We start from the raw sequence: 13960 nt of genomic DNA, 5'->3' as shown, positions 1-13960 counted from the left end.
GGGCATGGACAGCCGCGAATGGTCTAGTCCACAATGCTGACAGGGCCACCCACCCAGACGTCCGCTCTCCCCGCACAGGAGAGCGGAGCGAGGACCGCGACGCCCCAGCGGCGGCGCGGCCCTCGGGATCGGCCGGAACCGTCACGGAGAACCGCACACTCCCTGGCGCGGGCCGGCCGATGGCAGCTCCGGGCTGCGGTGCCGGACAGGTTGAGGGTCCTGTCCCGGCGCCGCGGCCCGCGGGTCCCGCAGCAGCAGCACCGCCTCGATGCGGGTGCGCACCCCGAGCTTGGCCAGGGTGTGCGAGACATGGCTCTTGACCGTCCCCGGGGTGATGCTCAGCCGGGCGGCCACCTCGGCGCTGGAGAGCCCCTGCCCCAGCAGCGTCAGGACGGTGCGCTCCCGGCCCGAGAGGGTGCCCAGCAGCTCCGCCCGGCGCCGGCCGCCCACGGCGGAGGCCGGCCGGGAGGCCGGAGCGGCCCGCAGGGCGAACAGCTCCGGCGAGATCACCACGTTTCCGGCGGCGACCGCCTGGACCGCGGCGGACAGCCGCTCCCCCTCGGTCTCCTCCACCAGGCAGCCGCGCACCCCGCAGGCCAGGGCCGTCTCCAGCCTGCCGCGGGTCCAGCCGGAGCCGATGAGGAGGACCCGCACGCCCCGGTCGGTCAGGGCCGCGACCGCGCCGGTGAAGTCCTCGTGCCGACCGACCGCCACCACCGCCACGTCCCTGGCGGCGGCCGGGGTGCCCGGGCTCGTCACCACGTTCCTCCGTCTGTCGCCGCTCAGGCGCCGACCAGCTGGTCCGCGCCCTGGAACATCTTGATCAGGCGCTGCTTGAGCACCTCGAGGTCCTCGCAGTCGCCGCCCACGCGCTCGGCGATGTGCACGCGGTACAGCTCGTGCAGCTGCGCGTCCTCGACGGTGACGCCGATCTGGTCCAGAAGGTGGCGCAGCACCGCGCGGCCGGAGTGGCGGCCGACGAGGATGGAGCGCTCACGGCCGAACCGGGCGGGCTCGACGTACTCGTACGTGGCGGGGTTGCGCAGCAGGCCCTGCTGGTGGATGCCGGCCGCCGTGCCGAAGGCGTAGGTGCCGAAGATCGCCTTGTTGCGGGGCTCCTCGAGGTGGATCACCTTGCGGAGGTGGGTGTAGGCCTCGTACATGGCGGCGAGGTCGATGTCGGTGTAGATGCCGAGCTTGTCGCGCTTGTAGGCGAGGAGGGCGGCCACCTCCTCCAGGGGCGTGTTGCCCGCGCGCTCGCCGATGCCGCCCAGGGTGGCCTGCACCTCGTCGGCGCCGGCCTGCAGGCCGGCCACGGCGTTGGCCAGGGACAGGCCGAAGTCCTGGTGGCAGTGGGTGGCGATGCGGATGGGGGCGGGGGCCCACTCGCGGAAGGTGCGGATGAGATCGGCGTACTCCTCGGGGGTGAGGGCGCCGGAGGTGTCGGCGACGACGAAGCAGGTGGCGCCGGCCTCGATGGACTCCTCGGTGAGGGCCCGCAGCAGCTCGTGCTCGCCGCGGCTGGCGTCCTCGATCCCGACGGAGACCTCCGCCACGCCCAGGGAGCGGGCGTAGGAGACGGCGTCGACGACCTCGGCGACGCCCTCGGCGCGGGAGATGCCGCGCTTGTACTTCAGGTGCATGTCGCTGCCGGTCGCCGCGACCTGCACCTGGTGGTTGGCCGTGCCGCCGGCCTCCACCGCGGTGGCGACGTCCTGGCGGACGGCGCGGGCGAAGGTGGTGAAGCGGGCCTTCGTCAGGTTCTTGGAGATGAGCCGAGCGGCCCTGAACTCGCTGGGCGAGGAGGCCGGGAAGCCGGCCTCGATGTAGTCGACACCGAGGGCTTCTATGCGCAGAGCGATGTCCAGCTTCTGCTGGGGGGTCATCGCGTTGCCGGGTGCCTGCTCGCCGTCGCGAAGCGTCGTGTCGAACACGGAAATCCGGCGGGCCTCAGCTGTGTTCTGCATTCTTCCTGCACTTCCTAGCCTCGAACCATGCGGCGCATGGTGACGGTCCGGTGCGTGAACTGCTCGTGGTGCGTGTGCTGCTAGCCGAGCGAGGGCTGCAGCGCCGCGATCCCGGTGAGGGCGTGGCCCGCGATGGCGTCGGCGTCGCGGACGAAGTCGGTCCAGAAGCCCGGCCGGCTGCTGCCGCCCTGCATGAACCAGCGGGTGTGCTCGGTGGGGATCCCCAGGACGTACAGCCCGGTGTCGGGTTGTCCGTCGGGGCCCACCGGGTGGTAGGGGGTGCCGGTGACCGCGACGCCGCCGGTGCGGAAGGCTCCGGGGCCCTCGCCGTTGACGTAGTCGGTCCACAGGCCCCGTTCGACGAGCCGGCGGGTCAGGGGTGCCGGGTCCCGTCGCAGGTCGGGGGAGGGGATCCGGGCGTCGATGACGGTGCTGACGCCGACCTCGGATCCGGCCACGTACGGGGAGGAGACGACGAAGCCGTCCCCGTCGTGGGTGAACTGGGTGTGCGGCCCGGCGATGCGCAGCAGTCCGCATTCGATCAGGGCGGCGACCTGGCGCAGTCGGACGCGGGGCGGTCCGGCCGCCAGGAACGAGCTGCGGGCCGCGTACCAGCCGATGAAGTCGTCGCGGTGCGAGGCCGGGTGCAGGCCCGCGAAGTCCACGAAGGAGCGGATGAGGGCGCGGGTGTCGCGCAGGACGTCCAGGGCCGCCTTCAGCGGGGAGTCGGAGTTGCCCTGCTCGGCGTGGGCGAGGTCCTCGTCGATGGCCTGGAGGAGTTCCTTCTCGAACGCCTGGGGGTGGGCGTAGGAGCGTCCCTCGAAGGGCCGGGCGAGGGCGTCGAGGTCCAGGGGCGGCAGGTCGCCGGCGCCGTGGCGGGCGGCGATCTCGGCCACCGGCGGCAGGGCGCTCTCGGCGGCCCGTACGGTCTCGGCGGTGAACGCCCGGGCCGCGGCGGCGCCGTGCTGCCGGCGCAGGGCCGTGGCGTAGTAGACGAGGCGGGCCTCGGCCAGCAGCCAGGGCAGGATGTCGGCCTTGAAGTCGAGGGTGCCGTGGGGGCGTTCGCGGCGTACCCGCTCGGCGGTGATGAGCTGGGTGGTGTAGGTGAAGTTGGCGTGCTTCTGGTTGCGGCCGCGGGCGGGGAGCGGCATTCCGCTGCGGGAGCCGGCCACCAGGAACGGCTCGCGTCCGCTGGGGGTGTAGACGAGAGCGCCCGCGCCGTCCTCCGCGAAGGTGCCGCCCCGGCCGACGGTGAGGGCGGCCATCACGTCGTAGAAGGACAGGCCGAGGCCGAGCACGCCCACGGACGAGCCTGCCGGGATCTGCTCCAGCGCCATGTCGGCCGCGGAGTCCCCGCGGATGTAGCGCAGGCCGGGCCGGGTCGCCGCGAAGTCGGCGAGTTCCTTCTGGCGGCCGCTCAGTTCGGGGCGGGCGTGGCCGGTGACGAGGACGACGCGGTCGGCGAGGAGGCTGGAGCCGTCGGCGAGGGCGAGGCGGTAGCCGCCGTCGGCCGGTTCGACGTCCTCGACGGTGCCGTGGACCTCGTGCAGCCGGACGTGGGCGGGCAGCGCGGCCTTGACGGCGTCCAGGACGAAGAGCATGTAGCGGCCGTGCAGGGCGCGCGGCGCGTAGCCGTTGTCGCCGGGGCAGTCGGGGTCGACCGTGCTCCACCACTGGGCGAGCGAGGGGCCGGCGCCGGGGCGGGCGGGGCCCTCGTCCGGCGGGCCGGAGAACGAGGAGACCTCGCCCGCCACGGTGTTCATGAGGAAGTGCGCGGGCTGGTCCGAGCGCCACACCCGGCCGCAGCCCACCTGGACGTCGTCGATCAGGTGGATGTCCACGGGCCGTTCGGGGTGTTCACCGGACAGCCGGGCGGCGAGCCGTTCGAGCACGGACAGGCCGCGCGGTCCGCTGCCGACGACGGCGATCCGGTACGGGGCCGCGCCGGATCTCCCCGGGTCACCGGGGACGGAGAAATCTCCGGTAAAGCGGTCATCGGCAGGGTGCGTCAAAGCCATATCTCTCTCGGAATTCTCACCGCGGCCCCGGGATCCGTGCTCGCACGGCGGGGCGGTGGAGGTAGTCAGGACGGACTGGCCCAAGCGATTGCGTCTCCGACACTAGAACGGCCCCAAAGCCCGTTCAACACCTCGTTGTTCATGCTTGCCATGAATCCCGCTCATGAAAAGTCGGCAGGGTTTTCCGGGGGAATTCCGGTGGTACTGTGTGGCCCATCCCGAGCCCCTCCACCGGTAATTGGAGAAAAGAGTGGAACGACGTCCGGCGCTGCTGGTGATGGATCTCATCAACGAGATCGTGCACCCCGACGGAAAGTACGCACAGGACGGCTACCTGGAGCAGGTGACACGGCGCGGGGTCCTCGAGCGGGCGGCGGAGGCCATCTCCCTGGCCCGGGCGAAGGACATCCCGGTGATCTACGTCGTGGTCGGCTTCTCCCCCGACTTCGCGGAGTGGCCCGAGGAGTCGCCCGTCTTCCGCGAGGCCCGCGAGGAGCGCCGGATCGTGCTGGGCACGTGGGCCACGCAGGTGCACGACTCGCTGGCGCCGGCGGACGGCGAGCCCGTGGTGGCCAAGCACCGGCTCAGCCCGTTCCACGGCACCGAGCTGGACCGGCTGCTGCTGGAGCGCGACGTCAACACCCTGCTGCTCACCGGCGTCACCACCGATCTGGTGGTGCTCTCGACCGCCCGCGACGGGCACGACCGCGACTACTACGTCGAGGTCCTGGAGGACGCCACCGCCACCGCGGACGACGAGCTGCACGCGGCGGCCCTGAAGGTCCTCGCCCGCACGGCCGAGATCACCACCGTCCGGCAGGCCCTGGCCGGCTGAGACGGGCCCACTCCCCCGAGCACGCACAGGAAGGCAGCACCGTGCAGAACCGCCGCGTGGCGACCCGGGTATCCGGAATTCAGAATTCAGCAACATTCGCCGTCTTCGAGGCGGTGCGGGACCTGCGGGCACGCGGGGTGCAGGTCCTCGACCTCGGCGGTGGCGAACCCGACTTCGACACCGATCCGCACATTGTCGGGGAGGCCGCCGCGGCATTGGCGGACGGCGATACGCACTACACGCCCAGCCGTGGCATACCCGAGCTTCTGACGGCCATCGCGGAAAAGCTCGGAAAGGACAATGGAATCACCGCCGACCCGGCCGGCGACATCATTGTCACGCCCTCCGCGAAACATGCGCTGTTCATTTCCCTGATGTCGCTCCTCGACCCGGGCGACGAAATCATCATCCCCACGCCCAGCTGGGTCAGCTACGCCTCGATGGCCCGCCTCGTGGGCGCGGTCCCGGTCCTGGCCGAGCTGAGCGCGACGGACGGCTTCGAGATCACCCGGGAGGTCCTCGAGGCGCATGTGACGCCGCGGACGAAGGTCCTCCTGATCAACACGCCGAACAACCCGACGGGGCGGGCGCTGTCCGAGCGGGAGGCGGCGGACGTCGCGGCGTTCGCGGCCGCGCATGACCTGTTCGTCGTCGCCGACGAGATCTACGAGCAGATCCGCTACGACGGCACGCCCCACATCAGCCTCGCGAGCCTGCCCGGCTGCGCCGGCCGCACGCTGACCGTCAACGGCTTCTCCAAGGGCTACGCCATGACCGGCTGGCGGCTCGGCTGGGTCAGCGGCCCCTCCGACGTCATCGCCCACGTCCTCAAGGCCCAGCAGCACACGGTCGGTTGCGCCGGCTCCTTCGTCCAGCGCGGAGGCCTGGCCGCCCTCACCGGGCCGCAGGACGCCGTGCGGGAGATGGCGGCCGAGTACGCCGAGCGCAGGGCGCTGATCACCGACGGGCTCAACGCCCTGCCGGGCATCCGCTGCACCGCGCCGGACGGCGCGTTCTACGCGTTCGCCGACATCCGCGGCACGGGGTTCTCCGACTCCGCCGCGTTCACCGAATGGCTGCTGCGGGAAGCGGGCGTCGCGGTGACCCCCGGCACCGCCTTCGGGCCCGGCGGCGAGGGGCACGTCCGGCTCTCCTTCGCCACCTCCCGGGCGGTCATCGAGGAGGCCCTGGAGCGTACGGCCACCGCCCTGGCCCGGCGCGGCTGAGCCCCGCGCACCACCACCGGCAAGCACCACCGAGACGAGGAGCGGCACTTCACATGGGTTCGACACTGGCGCAGAAGGTGTGGGACGCGCATGTCGTACGGCACGGCGGGAGTGGGGAGGACCTGCTCTACGTCGATCTGCAACTGCTGCACGAGGTGAACACCCCCCAGGCGTTCGACGCCCTGCGCGCGGCGGGACGCACCGTGCGCAGGCCCGACCTCACCATGGGCACCGAGGACCACAACACCCCCACACTCGCCCTCGACCGGATCATCGCCGACCCCTCGGGCCGCCGGCAGGCCCAGCTGATGCGGGAGAACTGCGCGCAGTTCTCCATCCCGCTGCACCGCCTGGGCGACCCCGGCCAGGGCATCGTGCACGTCATCGGCCCCGAGCTCGGCCTGACCCGGCCCGGCATGACGATCGTGTGCTGCGACTCGCACACCACGACGCTGGGCGCGTTCGGCGCGCTGGCCTTCGGCATCGGCGCCAGCCAGGTGGAGCACGTGCTCGCCACCCAGACGCTGCGCATGCGGCGGATGAAGAGCATGCTCGTCGAGATCCCCGGCCGCCTCCCGGAAGGCGTCACCGCCAAGGACCTCATCCTCGCCCTGATCGCGCGGATCGGCACCGCGGGCGGCCAGGGGCACATCATCGAGTACCGGGGCGAGGCCATCGACGCCCTGTCGATGGAGGCCCGGATGACCCTGTGCAACATGTCGGTCGAGGCGGGCTCGCGGGCCGGCATGATCGCGCCCGACGAGACGACCTTCGCCTACCTCGCGCAGCGGCCCGGGATGCCGCAGGGCGAGGCGTGGGACGCCGAGGTGGCGTACTGGCGGACCCTGCGCAGCGACGAGGACGCGGTCTTCGACACCACGGTGACCCTGGACGCGAGCACCCTGAGCCCGTACGTCTCCTGGGGCACCAACCCCGCCCAGGCCGTACCGCTGGACGGCCGGGTGCCGGCCCCCGGCGACTTCGCCGACGAGGCCGAGCGGGCCGCGGCCGAGCGCGCCCTGGCCTATATGGACCTGCGCCCGGGCACCCCGATGAAGGACGTGGGCGTCGACACCGTCTTCCTCGGCTCGTGCACCAACGGCCGGATCGAGGACCTGCGCGCCGCCGCGGGCGTGCTGCGGGGCCGGCGGGTCGCCGACGGCCTCCACATGATGATCGTGCCCGGCTCGGCGCAGGTGCGCCGGCAGGCCGTCGAGGAGGGCCTGGACCGGATCTTCGCGGAAGCCGGCGCCGACTTCCGGGCGGGCGCGGGCTGTTCGATGTGCGCCGCGCTCAACGAGGACCGGCTGCTTCCCGGGCAGCGGGCGGCCTCCACCAACAACCGCAATTTCGAGGGCCGGCAGGGCAAGGGGTCGCGCACCCACATCGTGTCGCCGCCCGTCGCCGCCGCCACGGCCGTGGCCGGCCGGCTCGCCGCCCCCGCCGATCTGTGAGGTCGTAGAAGCCATGGAGAAGTTCACCGTCCACACCGGCACGGCCGTGCCGCTGCGCCGCAGCGACGTCGACACCGACCAGATCATCCCGGCCCGCTTCTGCGTCAGTTCGAGCCGGACCGGGCACGCCGACTCCCTGTTCGCCGACTGGCGCGACGACCCCTCGTTCGTCCTCAACCGGCCCGAGCACCGCGGCGCGACCGTGCTGGTCGCCGGGAACGACTTCGGCACCGGGTCCTCGCGCGAGTACGCGGTCTGGGCGCTGCAGGACTACGGCTTCCGGGCCGTGATCGCCCCGCGCTACGGCGACATCTTCCGGGGCAACTCGCTGCTCAACGGCCTGCTGACGATCGTCGTGCCCGCCGACGTCGTCGAGCGGCTGTGGCAGGAGATCGAGGCCGACCCGGCCGTTCCCGTGGTCGTGGACCTCGAGCGGCTCGAGGTGCGCTGCGCCGGCGTGGTGCAGCCGTTCTCCCTGGACGAGGACGTCCGGGCCCGGCTGCTGGCCGGGCACGACCTGATCGCCGCCACCCTGCAGTACGAGGACGAGATCGCGGCCTACGAGCGCGGGCGCCGCCCCGCGCTGCCCACCACCCGCTGAGCGCACGGGACACGGCGCGGGGCCCGGACACGTCACGGTGTCCGGGCCCCGCGCCGTTCACGCGTCCACGGCCAGCCCGAAGGTCTCCCGCAGCCCCTCGGCGCCGGACGCGGTCAGGTGCACCACGCGCGGGCTCGCGCCGTAGCGCAGCCAGCCGAGGTCGAAGAGCCTGGCGGTGATCGCCGCGCCCAGGGCGCCCGCGAGGTGGTGCTGGTGCTCGCTCCAGTCGACGCAGTAGCGGATGGCCGGGCGCCGCTTGGGCAGGCGGTCCACCTCGACGCCGAAGGCCGCCAGGTGGCCGCGGCCGCCGTCGGTGAGCCGGTAGGCGCTGTCGTGCCCGTAGGCGGAGGGCCGGTCCCGTACGGCCCGCTCGGCGCGGTGGACGCCGTCGTGCCCGGTGAGCACGTCGCGCTCGAGCAGGGCGCGCATCAGGGCCACGCCGAGCTGCCCGGCGAGGTGGTCGTAGCAGGTGCGGGAGCGGTGCAGGGCGTTGGCGACGCTGCTCTCGCGCAGCGAGGTCACCGGCAGCGGCGGGGCGATGAGGGCGAGCGCCTCCAGCGCGGAGCTGATGTCCGGGCCGGCCAGCCGGTAGTAGCGGTGCCGGCCTTCGCGGACCGCGGTGATCAGGCCGCCCTCCACGAGCTTGGCCAGATGGGCGCTGCCCGTCGGGGCGCTGACGCCCGCCTCGGTGGCCAGCGCGGCGGCGGGCAGGGCCCGGCCGTCGCACAGGGCCTTGAGGATCCGCGCGCGGGAGGGGTCGGCGATCAGGGCGGCGGCACGGGCGATGTCGGTCTGGCGGTTCAGCCGGCCGGCGGCCCGTCCCTCGTGCCGCGGGCCCTGCGGGGTGGTCTCGGCGCTCATGCCCTCACCGTACGCCGACAACACTTCGCCGGGGAACGAAGTATCCGGAGCCGAGACTGTGTTCATGACCGTCACCGACCCCACGGCCGACCGGCGGCCCGTCGCCGAGCCCGACCCGGCGCCCGCTCGTCCGCCCCTCGCCCTCACCCCTCTGATCGCGCTGAGCCTCGGCTACTTCCTGGTGATGCTGGACGTCACGGTCGTCACCGTGGCGGTGCCCGACATCCGTTCCTCGCTGGGCGCCGGAGCGTCCGCGCTGCAGTGGATCGTCGACGGCTACAGCACCCTCTTCGCCGGCCTGCTGCTGCTCGGCGGCGGCCTGGGCGACCGGTTCGGCCACCGCCGGATGTTCCTCGCCGGGCTGGCCGTCTTCACCCTCGCCTCCATCGGCTGCGGGCTCGCGGGCACGACGGCCGTGCTGGTGGCGGGCCGGCTGGCGCAGGGCGCCGGAGCCGCGTTCCTCGTGCCGGCGTCGCTGGCGCTGCTGCAGGCCACCTACCCCGACCGGGCGGTGCGCGCCCGGGCGATCGCCATCTGGGGTGCCGTCGCCTCCATCGCGTTCGGCGCCGGTCCCGTGGTGGGCGGCCTGCTGATCGCGGGCCTGGACTGGCGGGCCGTCTTCTGGCTCAACCTGCCGGTGGGCGCGCTCGCCATGGTGTTGACGATGCGTCACCTCCCGGCGGCGACCCGCAAGCCCCCGGCCCACCGCATGGACCCCGCGGGCCAGGTGCTCGGCGTGGTGGGTCTGGTCGCCCTGGCGGGCGGCATCAACGAGGCCGGCACGGCGGGCTGGGGCTCCCCCCTCGTCCTGGGCTTCTTCGCCGTGGGCGTGGTGGCGCTGGGTCTGTTCGTCGTGGTCGAACGCCGCCTGGAGGCCTCGGTGAAGGTCCGGCCGGAGGGCCGGGCACCGCTGCTGCGGCTCTCCCTCTTCCGTACCGGCGCCTTCTCGGCCACCGCCCTGATCGGCCTGCTGATCAGCCTGGGCTACTACGGCATGCTGTTCCTGTCGACCCTCTACTTCCAGCAGGAGCGCGGGTACGACGCGCTGACCACGGGGCTGGCGCTGCTGCCCTCGGTCTGCATGGGCCTGATCGCGGCCCCCGTCTTCAGCCGGGTCGCCGCCCGCACCGGCCCGTACGTCCCGATGACGGCCGGGCTCTTCCTGGGCGCCGCCGGGTTCCTCGGCTGGCTGCTGGCCGGATCCGACACCGCGTACCCGGTCCTGCTGTTCGCCCTGATCGCCACCGGTCTGGGCCAGACCATGACGGCCCTGGCCTCCATGGCCGCCATCATCGAGTCGGCCCCGGCGGACGGGGCGGGCGTGGCCTCGGCGGTCTTCAACGTCTCCCGCCAGGTGGGCAGCGCCGTCGGCGTCGCCCTGTTCGGCACCCTCGTCGCCACCTCCGACCACCTCACCGACGGACTCCACCTCTCCGCGGCGCTCGCCGCGGCGTCCTTCCTGACCGGTGGCGTGCTCGCCATCGGCGCCCGGCGCAAGACCGCCGCTGCCGCCGCGACCGCCGCCGCCTAGCGGACGCCCGTCCCCGTCGTCCGCTCCCCGCACCCACCCACCAGGAGAAGAACCGCCATGACCGCCCCTGCTCCCGCTGCCGCGCACGACGACGCCCCCCGGCAGTCCCGGCCGGCCACCGTGCTGCGCGACCTGCTGAGCCCCGCCGGCCTCGACGCCCTCAAGTGGTCGTCCTGGGTCGAGGCCGGCCGGGCCGGCGTCGAGTTCGTGCCGCTCTACACCACCGAGGGCCCCCGGCCCTCGACCGGCCTCCTCTCCCGGATGAGCCCGGGGGCCCACGGCGACCTCCACGAACACCTCGGCTACGAGGCGATGTTCGTCCTCCAGGGAGAGCTGCTCGACGACAGCGGCGCCCGGTACACCGCCGGTGACCTCGTCGTCGTGGAGCCCGGCAGCGTCCACCAGGTCAGCACGGAGACCGGGTGCGTCGTCCTCGGCTTCCGCGACGCGCCGACCGCTCCGCTGCGCTGAGAGACCGGGCGGGGCACGTGCAGGCAACACCCCCGACCCACGTGTCCCGCCCTTTTTCCCCGTCTTTCCTCCGTCTTTCCTCCATCGGACGATGCCGAGCCCCCACGGACCGGCCGAAACTGATCGCGACCACAAGTCGAACTGTTCTGGGGAAAGCGAACAATGGAACCCTTTTACGCACTGACAGACGCAGAGCGCGACGAGCTTCGTGCGGTCCTGGAAACTGTCGGAAAGAACCCGTACGAGGACTATCCGGCCTTCTCCCGCACCGTGGCGGACGTCGTGGACCGGGGCGAGGTCCCGGTCTTCTTCCGCGAGGTGTGCGCGCGCATTCGCGCGGAGCGTGAATCCGGGGTGTCCGACGCCCATGTGCTGCGCAACTGCCCCCTCGACACCGAGATTCCGGTCCTCGACCTGGACGACCCGATCGCCGACAAGCACCGCAAGAAGAAGACCTTCACCGGCGAGGTCTTCCTGGAGCTGTTCGGACAGCTCGTGGGCACCCCGCTGCTCTCCTACGCCACCCGGTTCAACGGCGACTTCTTCACCGACGTCATCGCGATCAACCGTTACAGCGGAATGCAGACGGGATTCAGCGACAGCGAGCTGGTCTTCCACAACGACCGCACCGCCCACCCGGTGCGCGCCGACTTCATCTCGCTGCTCGGCATGCGCTGCCCGGAGGGCGACTACATCTACACGGGCTTCGTCGACGGCCGCAGCATGCTCGCCCACCTCACCGAGGAGGAGCAGGAGATCCTGCGGCAGCCGTACTTCATCACGCCCTTCGACGTCCTCTCCCGCGACAACAACGGGGACCTGACGGACTCCGGGGAGCACGCCATCCTGGAGAACCACCACAGCTTCCGCTACCTCGACACCAGCACCACGGTGGTGCCCGGCGGTCCGGAGAAGGCGAAGGACGCGCTGCTGGCACTGAAGAACGCGCTGGTCAAGGCCGAGAAGAAGCGGCACCGCGTGCTGCAGGGCGACCTGTTCACCTTCGCCAACCAGGACGGCCTGCACAGCCGGGACAAGATGGAGATCAACGACCCCGAGCGGGCCCGCCAGCGCTGGCTGCTGAAGACCTACGCCTTCCGCGACCAGGCGGCCGCGGACCGGCACGCCGACCGCTGGATCGACGGCGTCCGGGGCCGGGTCGGCGACTGATTCCACCCCTCCCACCGGTGACACCGCGGTCCGTACGCCCCGACTCCACGGGGCGTACGGACCGCGGTCGTTCACCGGGCGGCGGCGCCGTCGCCCTCAGGGAGCACGGCGCCGCCGGCGGTCCGGGCGCACCAGTCGCTGCCGCGCGCGAGGGCCTGGGCGGTCGTGACGAAGGCCATGACGGCCGAGGACTGCTCGGGCGTCCCCCGCACCGCTATGCCGAGCTGCCGCCTGACGGCGGGCTCGAAGGGAACGGTCCGCAGGTCCGGCAGGACGGCGGGCAGGGCCAGCGACGGCAGCACGGTGACGCCGATGCCCGCGGCGACCATGCTCAGAAGCACCTGCAGGTCCTGGATGCGGTGGGTGACCCTGAGCCGGCTGCCGGCCGCCTGGAACAGCTCCCGGAGCGTGGGCTCCACGCCGTCCGCGGGCAGCAGGATCTCCTCCTCGGCGAGCCGGCGGACGGTCAGGCTCGAGGACGGGGCCCAGCGGTGCCGCTCGGGCAGGACCACCCGCATTTCGTCCTGCAACAGCGGATACGTCCTGAGATGGGTTTTGGGCAGCGTCACGATCCCGACGTCCACCATCCGCTCCTGCACCATATCCGCGATGCTGGTGTCGTTCCCCTCCCGCAATACGATCTCCAAATTCTGGAAACGCGAGCGGAATTCCGAGATGAGTCGGGGTAAGAGTTGGAGGGAAAAGCTCTGGCTCGTGCCGATGACGATCCTGTGATCGGTCACCCTGGGCGTGGACTGTGCGTCCAGGCGTATCTGTTCCACATTGCGCAGTGCGGACCGCGCATGGTCGATGATGCGCTGCCCGGCCCGGGTGAGGTCCACTCCCCCGCGATCACGCGTCATGATTCCCACCCGGAGTTCTGCTTCGAGGCTCGCCATGGCATGACTGACCGCGGATTGGGTCACCCCCAGCTTTTCCGCCGCCTTCGTAAAACTTCCGGTGTCAGCGATGGCCACGAACGCTGCCAACTGTGAAAGCTTCATTGATTTTCCGTTCCATCGACCGGCACGCCTCAGCCGGTCAGTGATTGACGGCCCCGACCGGGCGCCGACATCTGCTGCATCAACAGCACGGCCTCGAGCCGGCTGCGTGCGCCGAGCTTGGTGAGCACGTGCGAGATATGACTCTTGACCGTGCTGGGGGACACGTTGAGGGAGGACGCGGCCTCGGCGGTGGAGAGTCCTGCGGCCAGCAGGGCGAAGACCTCGTGCTCCCGGGCGGTGAGGGTGGGGGGAAGGTCCCGCGGGCGGTGCGCGGGGCGCGGTCCGGCCCGGGGGGCGGGGATGGCGGGCGCCTCGGCCGCGGGGAGCCCGGGCAGCCCGCGGTCCAGCAGCTGGGGGGAGAGCAGCCGGTGCCCGGAGGCCACCGCGAGGGCGGCCGCCGCCAGGCCGCCGGCCGCCTCGGCTCTGACGAGGCAGCCGGCGGCGCCCGCGGCGAAGGCGGCCTCCAGGGGGCGCCGGGTCCAGCCCGTCCCCACCAGCAGGGCGGGGATGCCGGCGGCGGCCAGGGTCCGTACGGCGTCGGCGGGAACCCGCCCCGCCTCGAGGGCGAGGACGACCACGTCCACCCGGTCCAACGGCCATTGCGACAGCGGCAGCCGGCTGTCCACCGTGCGGACGGCGGACAGCCGGTTCCCCTCGCGCAAAGCACTGCCGAGGAAACTCTGGGAGTCCGGGTCGTGAGCGGCGAGCAAAACGACGGTGTCCGCGTGGGCGGCGTCGGCGGCTCTGCTTTTTCCGGCGCGTACGGGATTCCCGCGTAAAGCTTCCATGACGCCTTTCTCCTGCGACTCTCGCTCAGGGAGG

The 13960-nt window shown here is 72.3% G+C and carries 13 protein-coding genes; 7 read left to right on the top strand and 6 right to left on the bottom strand.

What is annotated here, in order from left to right; genetic code table 11:
* Positions 1–141: 141 nt before the first annotated feature.
* The 3 genes from ACIGXW_RS10735 to ACIGXW_RS10725 form a co-directional block, all read right to left on the bottom strand.
* On the bottom strand, positions 142–762 hold the full coding sequence (locus ACIGXW_RS10735) for a LuxR C-terminal-related transcriptional regulator (protein WP_399571986.1): 621 nt from the start codon (positions 760–762) through the stop codon (positions 142–144).
* 20 nt (positions 763–782) lie between these two features.
* Positions 783–1967 carry a LeuA family protein gene (locus tag ACIGXW_RS10730; RefSeq protein ID WP_399571984.1) on the bottom strand — a complete coding sequence of 395 codons (1185 nt, stop codon included), beginning with the start codon at positions 1965–1967 and terminating at the stop codon, positions 783–785.
* An 80-nt stretch (positions 1968–2047) separates the two neighbouring features.
* Positions 2048–3985 carry an FAD/NAD(P)-binding protein gene (locus ACIGXW_RS10725; RefSeq protein WP_399571981.1) on the bottom strand — a complete coding sequence of 646 codons (1938 nt, stop codon included), beginning with the start codon at positions 3983–3985 and terminating at the stop codon, positions 2048–2050.
* A 250-nt stretch (positions 3986–4235) separates the two neighbouring features.
* Here ACIGXW_RS10725 and ACIGXW_RS10720 point away from each other — a divergent pair, with 250 nt between their 5' ends.
* From ACIGXW_RS10720 to leuD, 4 genes are read left to right on the top strand one after another with little or no spacing between them, the layout of a single operon-like run.
* Positions 4236–4820, top strand: coding sequence for an isochorismatase family cysteine hydrolase (locus ACIGXW_RS10720; RefSeq protein ID WP_143170188.1), 585 nt, complete (start codon positions 4236–4238; stop codon positions 4818–4820).
* A gap of 41 nt (positions 4821–4861) precedes the next feature.
* Complete coding sequence (locus ACIGXW_RS10715; protein ID WP_399571978.1) at positions 4862–6046, top strand: pyridoxal phosphate-dependent aminotransferase; 1185 nt, start codon at positions 4862–4864, stop codon at positions 6044–6046.
* 53 nt (positions 6047–6099) lie between these two features.
* Positions 6100–7500 carry a 3-isopropylmalate dehydratase large subunit gene (gene leuC / locus ACIGXW_RS10710; RefSeq protein WP_071962388.1) on the top strand — a complete coding sequence of 467 codons (1401 nt, stop codon included), beginning with the start codon at positions 6100–6102 and terminating at the stop codon, positions 7498–7500.
* Between the two features lie 13 nt (positions 7501–7513).
* On the top strand, positions 7514–8101 hold the full coding sequence (gene leuD / locus ACIGXW_RS10705; RefSeq protein WP_399571976.1) for a 3-isopropylmalate dehydratase small subunit: 588 nt from the start codon (positions 7514–7516) through the stop codon (positions 8099–8101).
* A 57-nt stretch (positions 8102–8158) separates the two neighbouring features.
* Here the strand turns inward: leuD and ACIGXW_RS10700 are convergent, their stop codons facing one another.
* On the bottom strand, positions 8159–8962 hold the full coding sequence (locus tag ACIGXW_RS10700; protein ID WP_071962392.1) for a winged helix-turn-helix domain-containing protein: 804 nt from the start codon (positions 8960–8962) through the stop codon (positions 8159–8161).
* 64 nt (positions 8963–9026) lie between these two features.
* Here ACIGXW_RS10700 and ACIGXW_RS10695 point away from each other — a divergent pair, with 64 nt between their 5' ends.
* From ACIGXW_RS10695 to ACIGXW_RS10685, 3 genes are all read left to right on the top strand, one after another.
* Positions 9027–10493 carry an MFS transporter gene (locus tag ACIGXW_RS10695; RefSeq protein ID WP_399571974.1) on the top strand — a complete coding sequence of 489 codons (1467 nt, stop codon included), beginning with the start codon at positions 9027–9029 and terminating at the stop codon, positions 10491–10493.
* A 57-nt stretch (positions 10494–10550) separates the two neighbouring features.
* A complete protein-coding gene (locus ACIGXW_RS10690) occupies positions 10551–10964 on the top strand; it encodes a cupin domain-containing protein (protein WP_399571972.1) in 414 nt (137 codons plus the stop codon).
* Positions 10965–11126: 162 nt separating this feature from the next.
* Positions 11127–12134, top strand: coding sequence for a TauD/TfdA family dioxygenase (locus tag ACIGXW_RS10685; RefSeq protein ID WP_399571969.1), 1008 nt, complete (start codon positions 11127–11129; stop codon positions 12132–12134).
* Positions 12135–12205: 71 nt separating this feature from the next.
* Here ACIGXW_RS10685 and ACIGXW_RS10680 read toward each other — a convergent pair whose 3' ends face one another.
* Positions 12206–13138 carry a LysR family transcriptional regulator gene (locus tag ACIGXW_RS10680; protein WP_071962395.1) on the bottom strand — a complete coding sequence of 311 codons (933 nt, stop codon included), beginning with the start codon at positions 13136–13138 and terminating at the stop codon, positions 12206–12208.
* Positions 13139–13167: 29 nt separating this feature from the next.
* Positions 13168–13926: a LuxR C-terminal-related transcriptional regulator gene (locus ACIGXW_RS10675; RefSeq protein WP_399571967.1), complete on the bottom strand. Its 759-nt coding sequence runs from the start codon at positions 13924–13926 to the stop codon at positions 13168–13170.
* Between the last annotated feature and the right edge of the window lie 34 nt (positions 13927–13960).

The organism is Streptomyces sp. NPDC053079 (genome assembly GCF_044546695.1).
GTDB lineage: Bacteria > Actinomycetota > Actinomycetes > Streptomycetales > Streptomycetaceae > Streptomyces.
Note: the sequence above shows the minus strand (reverse complement) of the source record. Positions and strands in the feature narration are given on the sequence as shown.

Bases quoted from the DNA above. Each gene is read 5' to 3' on its own strand.
- ACIGXW_RS10730 (WP_399571984.1), bottom strand. From the start codon at position 1,967: ATGCAGAACACAGCTGAGGCCCGCCGGATTTCCGTGTTCGACACGACG.
- ACIGXW_RS10725 (WP_399571981.1), bottom strand. From the start codon at position 3,985: ATGGCTTTGACGCACCCTGCCGATGACCGCTTTACCGGAGATTTCTCC.
- leuC (WP_071962388.1), top strand. From the start codon at position 6,100: ATGGGTTCGACACTGGCGCAGAAGGTGTGGGACGCGCATGTCGTACGG.
- leuD (WP_399571976.1), top strand. From the start codon at position 7,514: ATGGAGAAGTTCACCGTCCACACCGGCACGGCCGTGCCGCTGCGCCGC.
- ACIGXW_RS10700 (WP_071962392.1), bottom strand. From the start codon at position 8,962: ATGAGCGCCGAGACCACCCCGCAGGGCCCGCGGCACGAGGGACGGGCC.
- ACIGXW_RS10695 (WP_399571974.1), top strand. From the start codon at position 9,027: ATGACCGTCACCGACCCCACGGCCGACCGGCGGCCCGTCGCCGAGCCC.
- ACIGXW_RS10690 (WP_399571972.1), top strand. From the start codon at position 10,551: ATGACCGCCCCTGCTCCCGCTGCCGCGCACGACGACGCCCCCCGGCAG.
- ACIGXW_RS10685 (WP_399571969.1), top strand. From the start codon at position 11,127: ATGGAACCCTTTTACGCACTGACAGACGCAGAGCGCGACGAGCTTCGT.
- ACIGXW_RS10680 (WP_071962395.1), bottom strand. From the start codon at position 13,138: ATGAAGCTTTCACAGTTGGCAGCGTTCGTGGCCATCGCTGACACCGGA.
- ACIGXW_RS10675 (WP_399571967.1), bottom strand. From the start codon at position 13,926: ATGGAAGCTTTACGCGGGAATCCCGTACGCGCCGGAAAAAGCAGAGCC.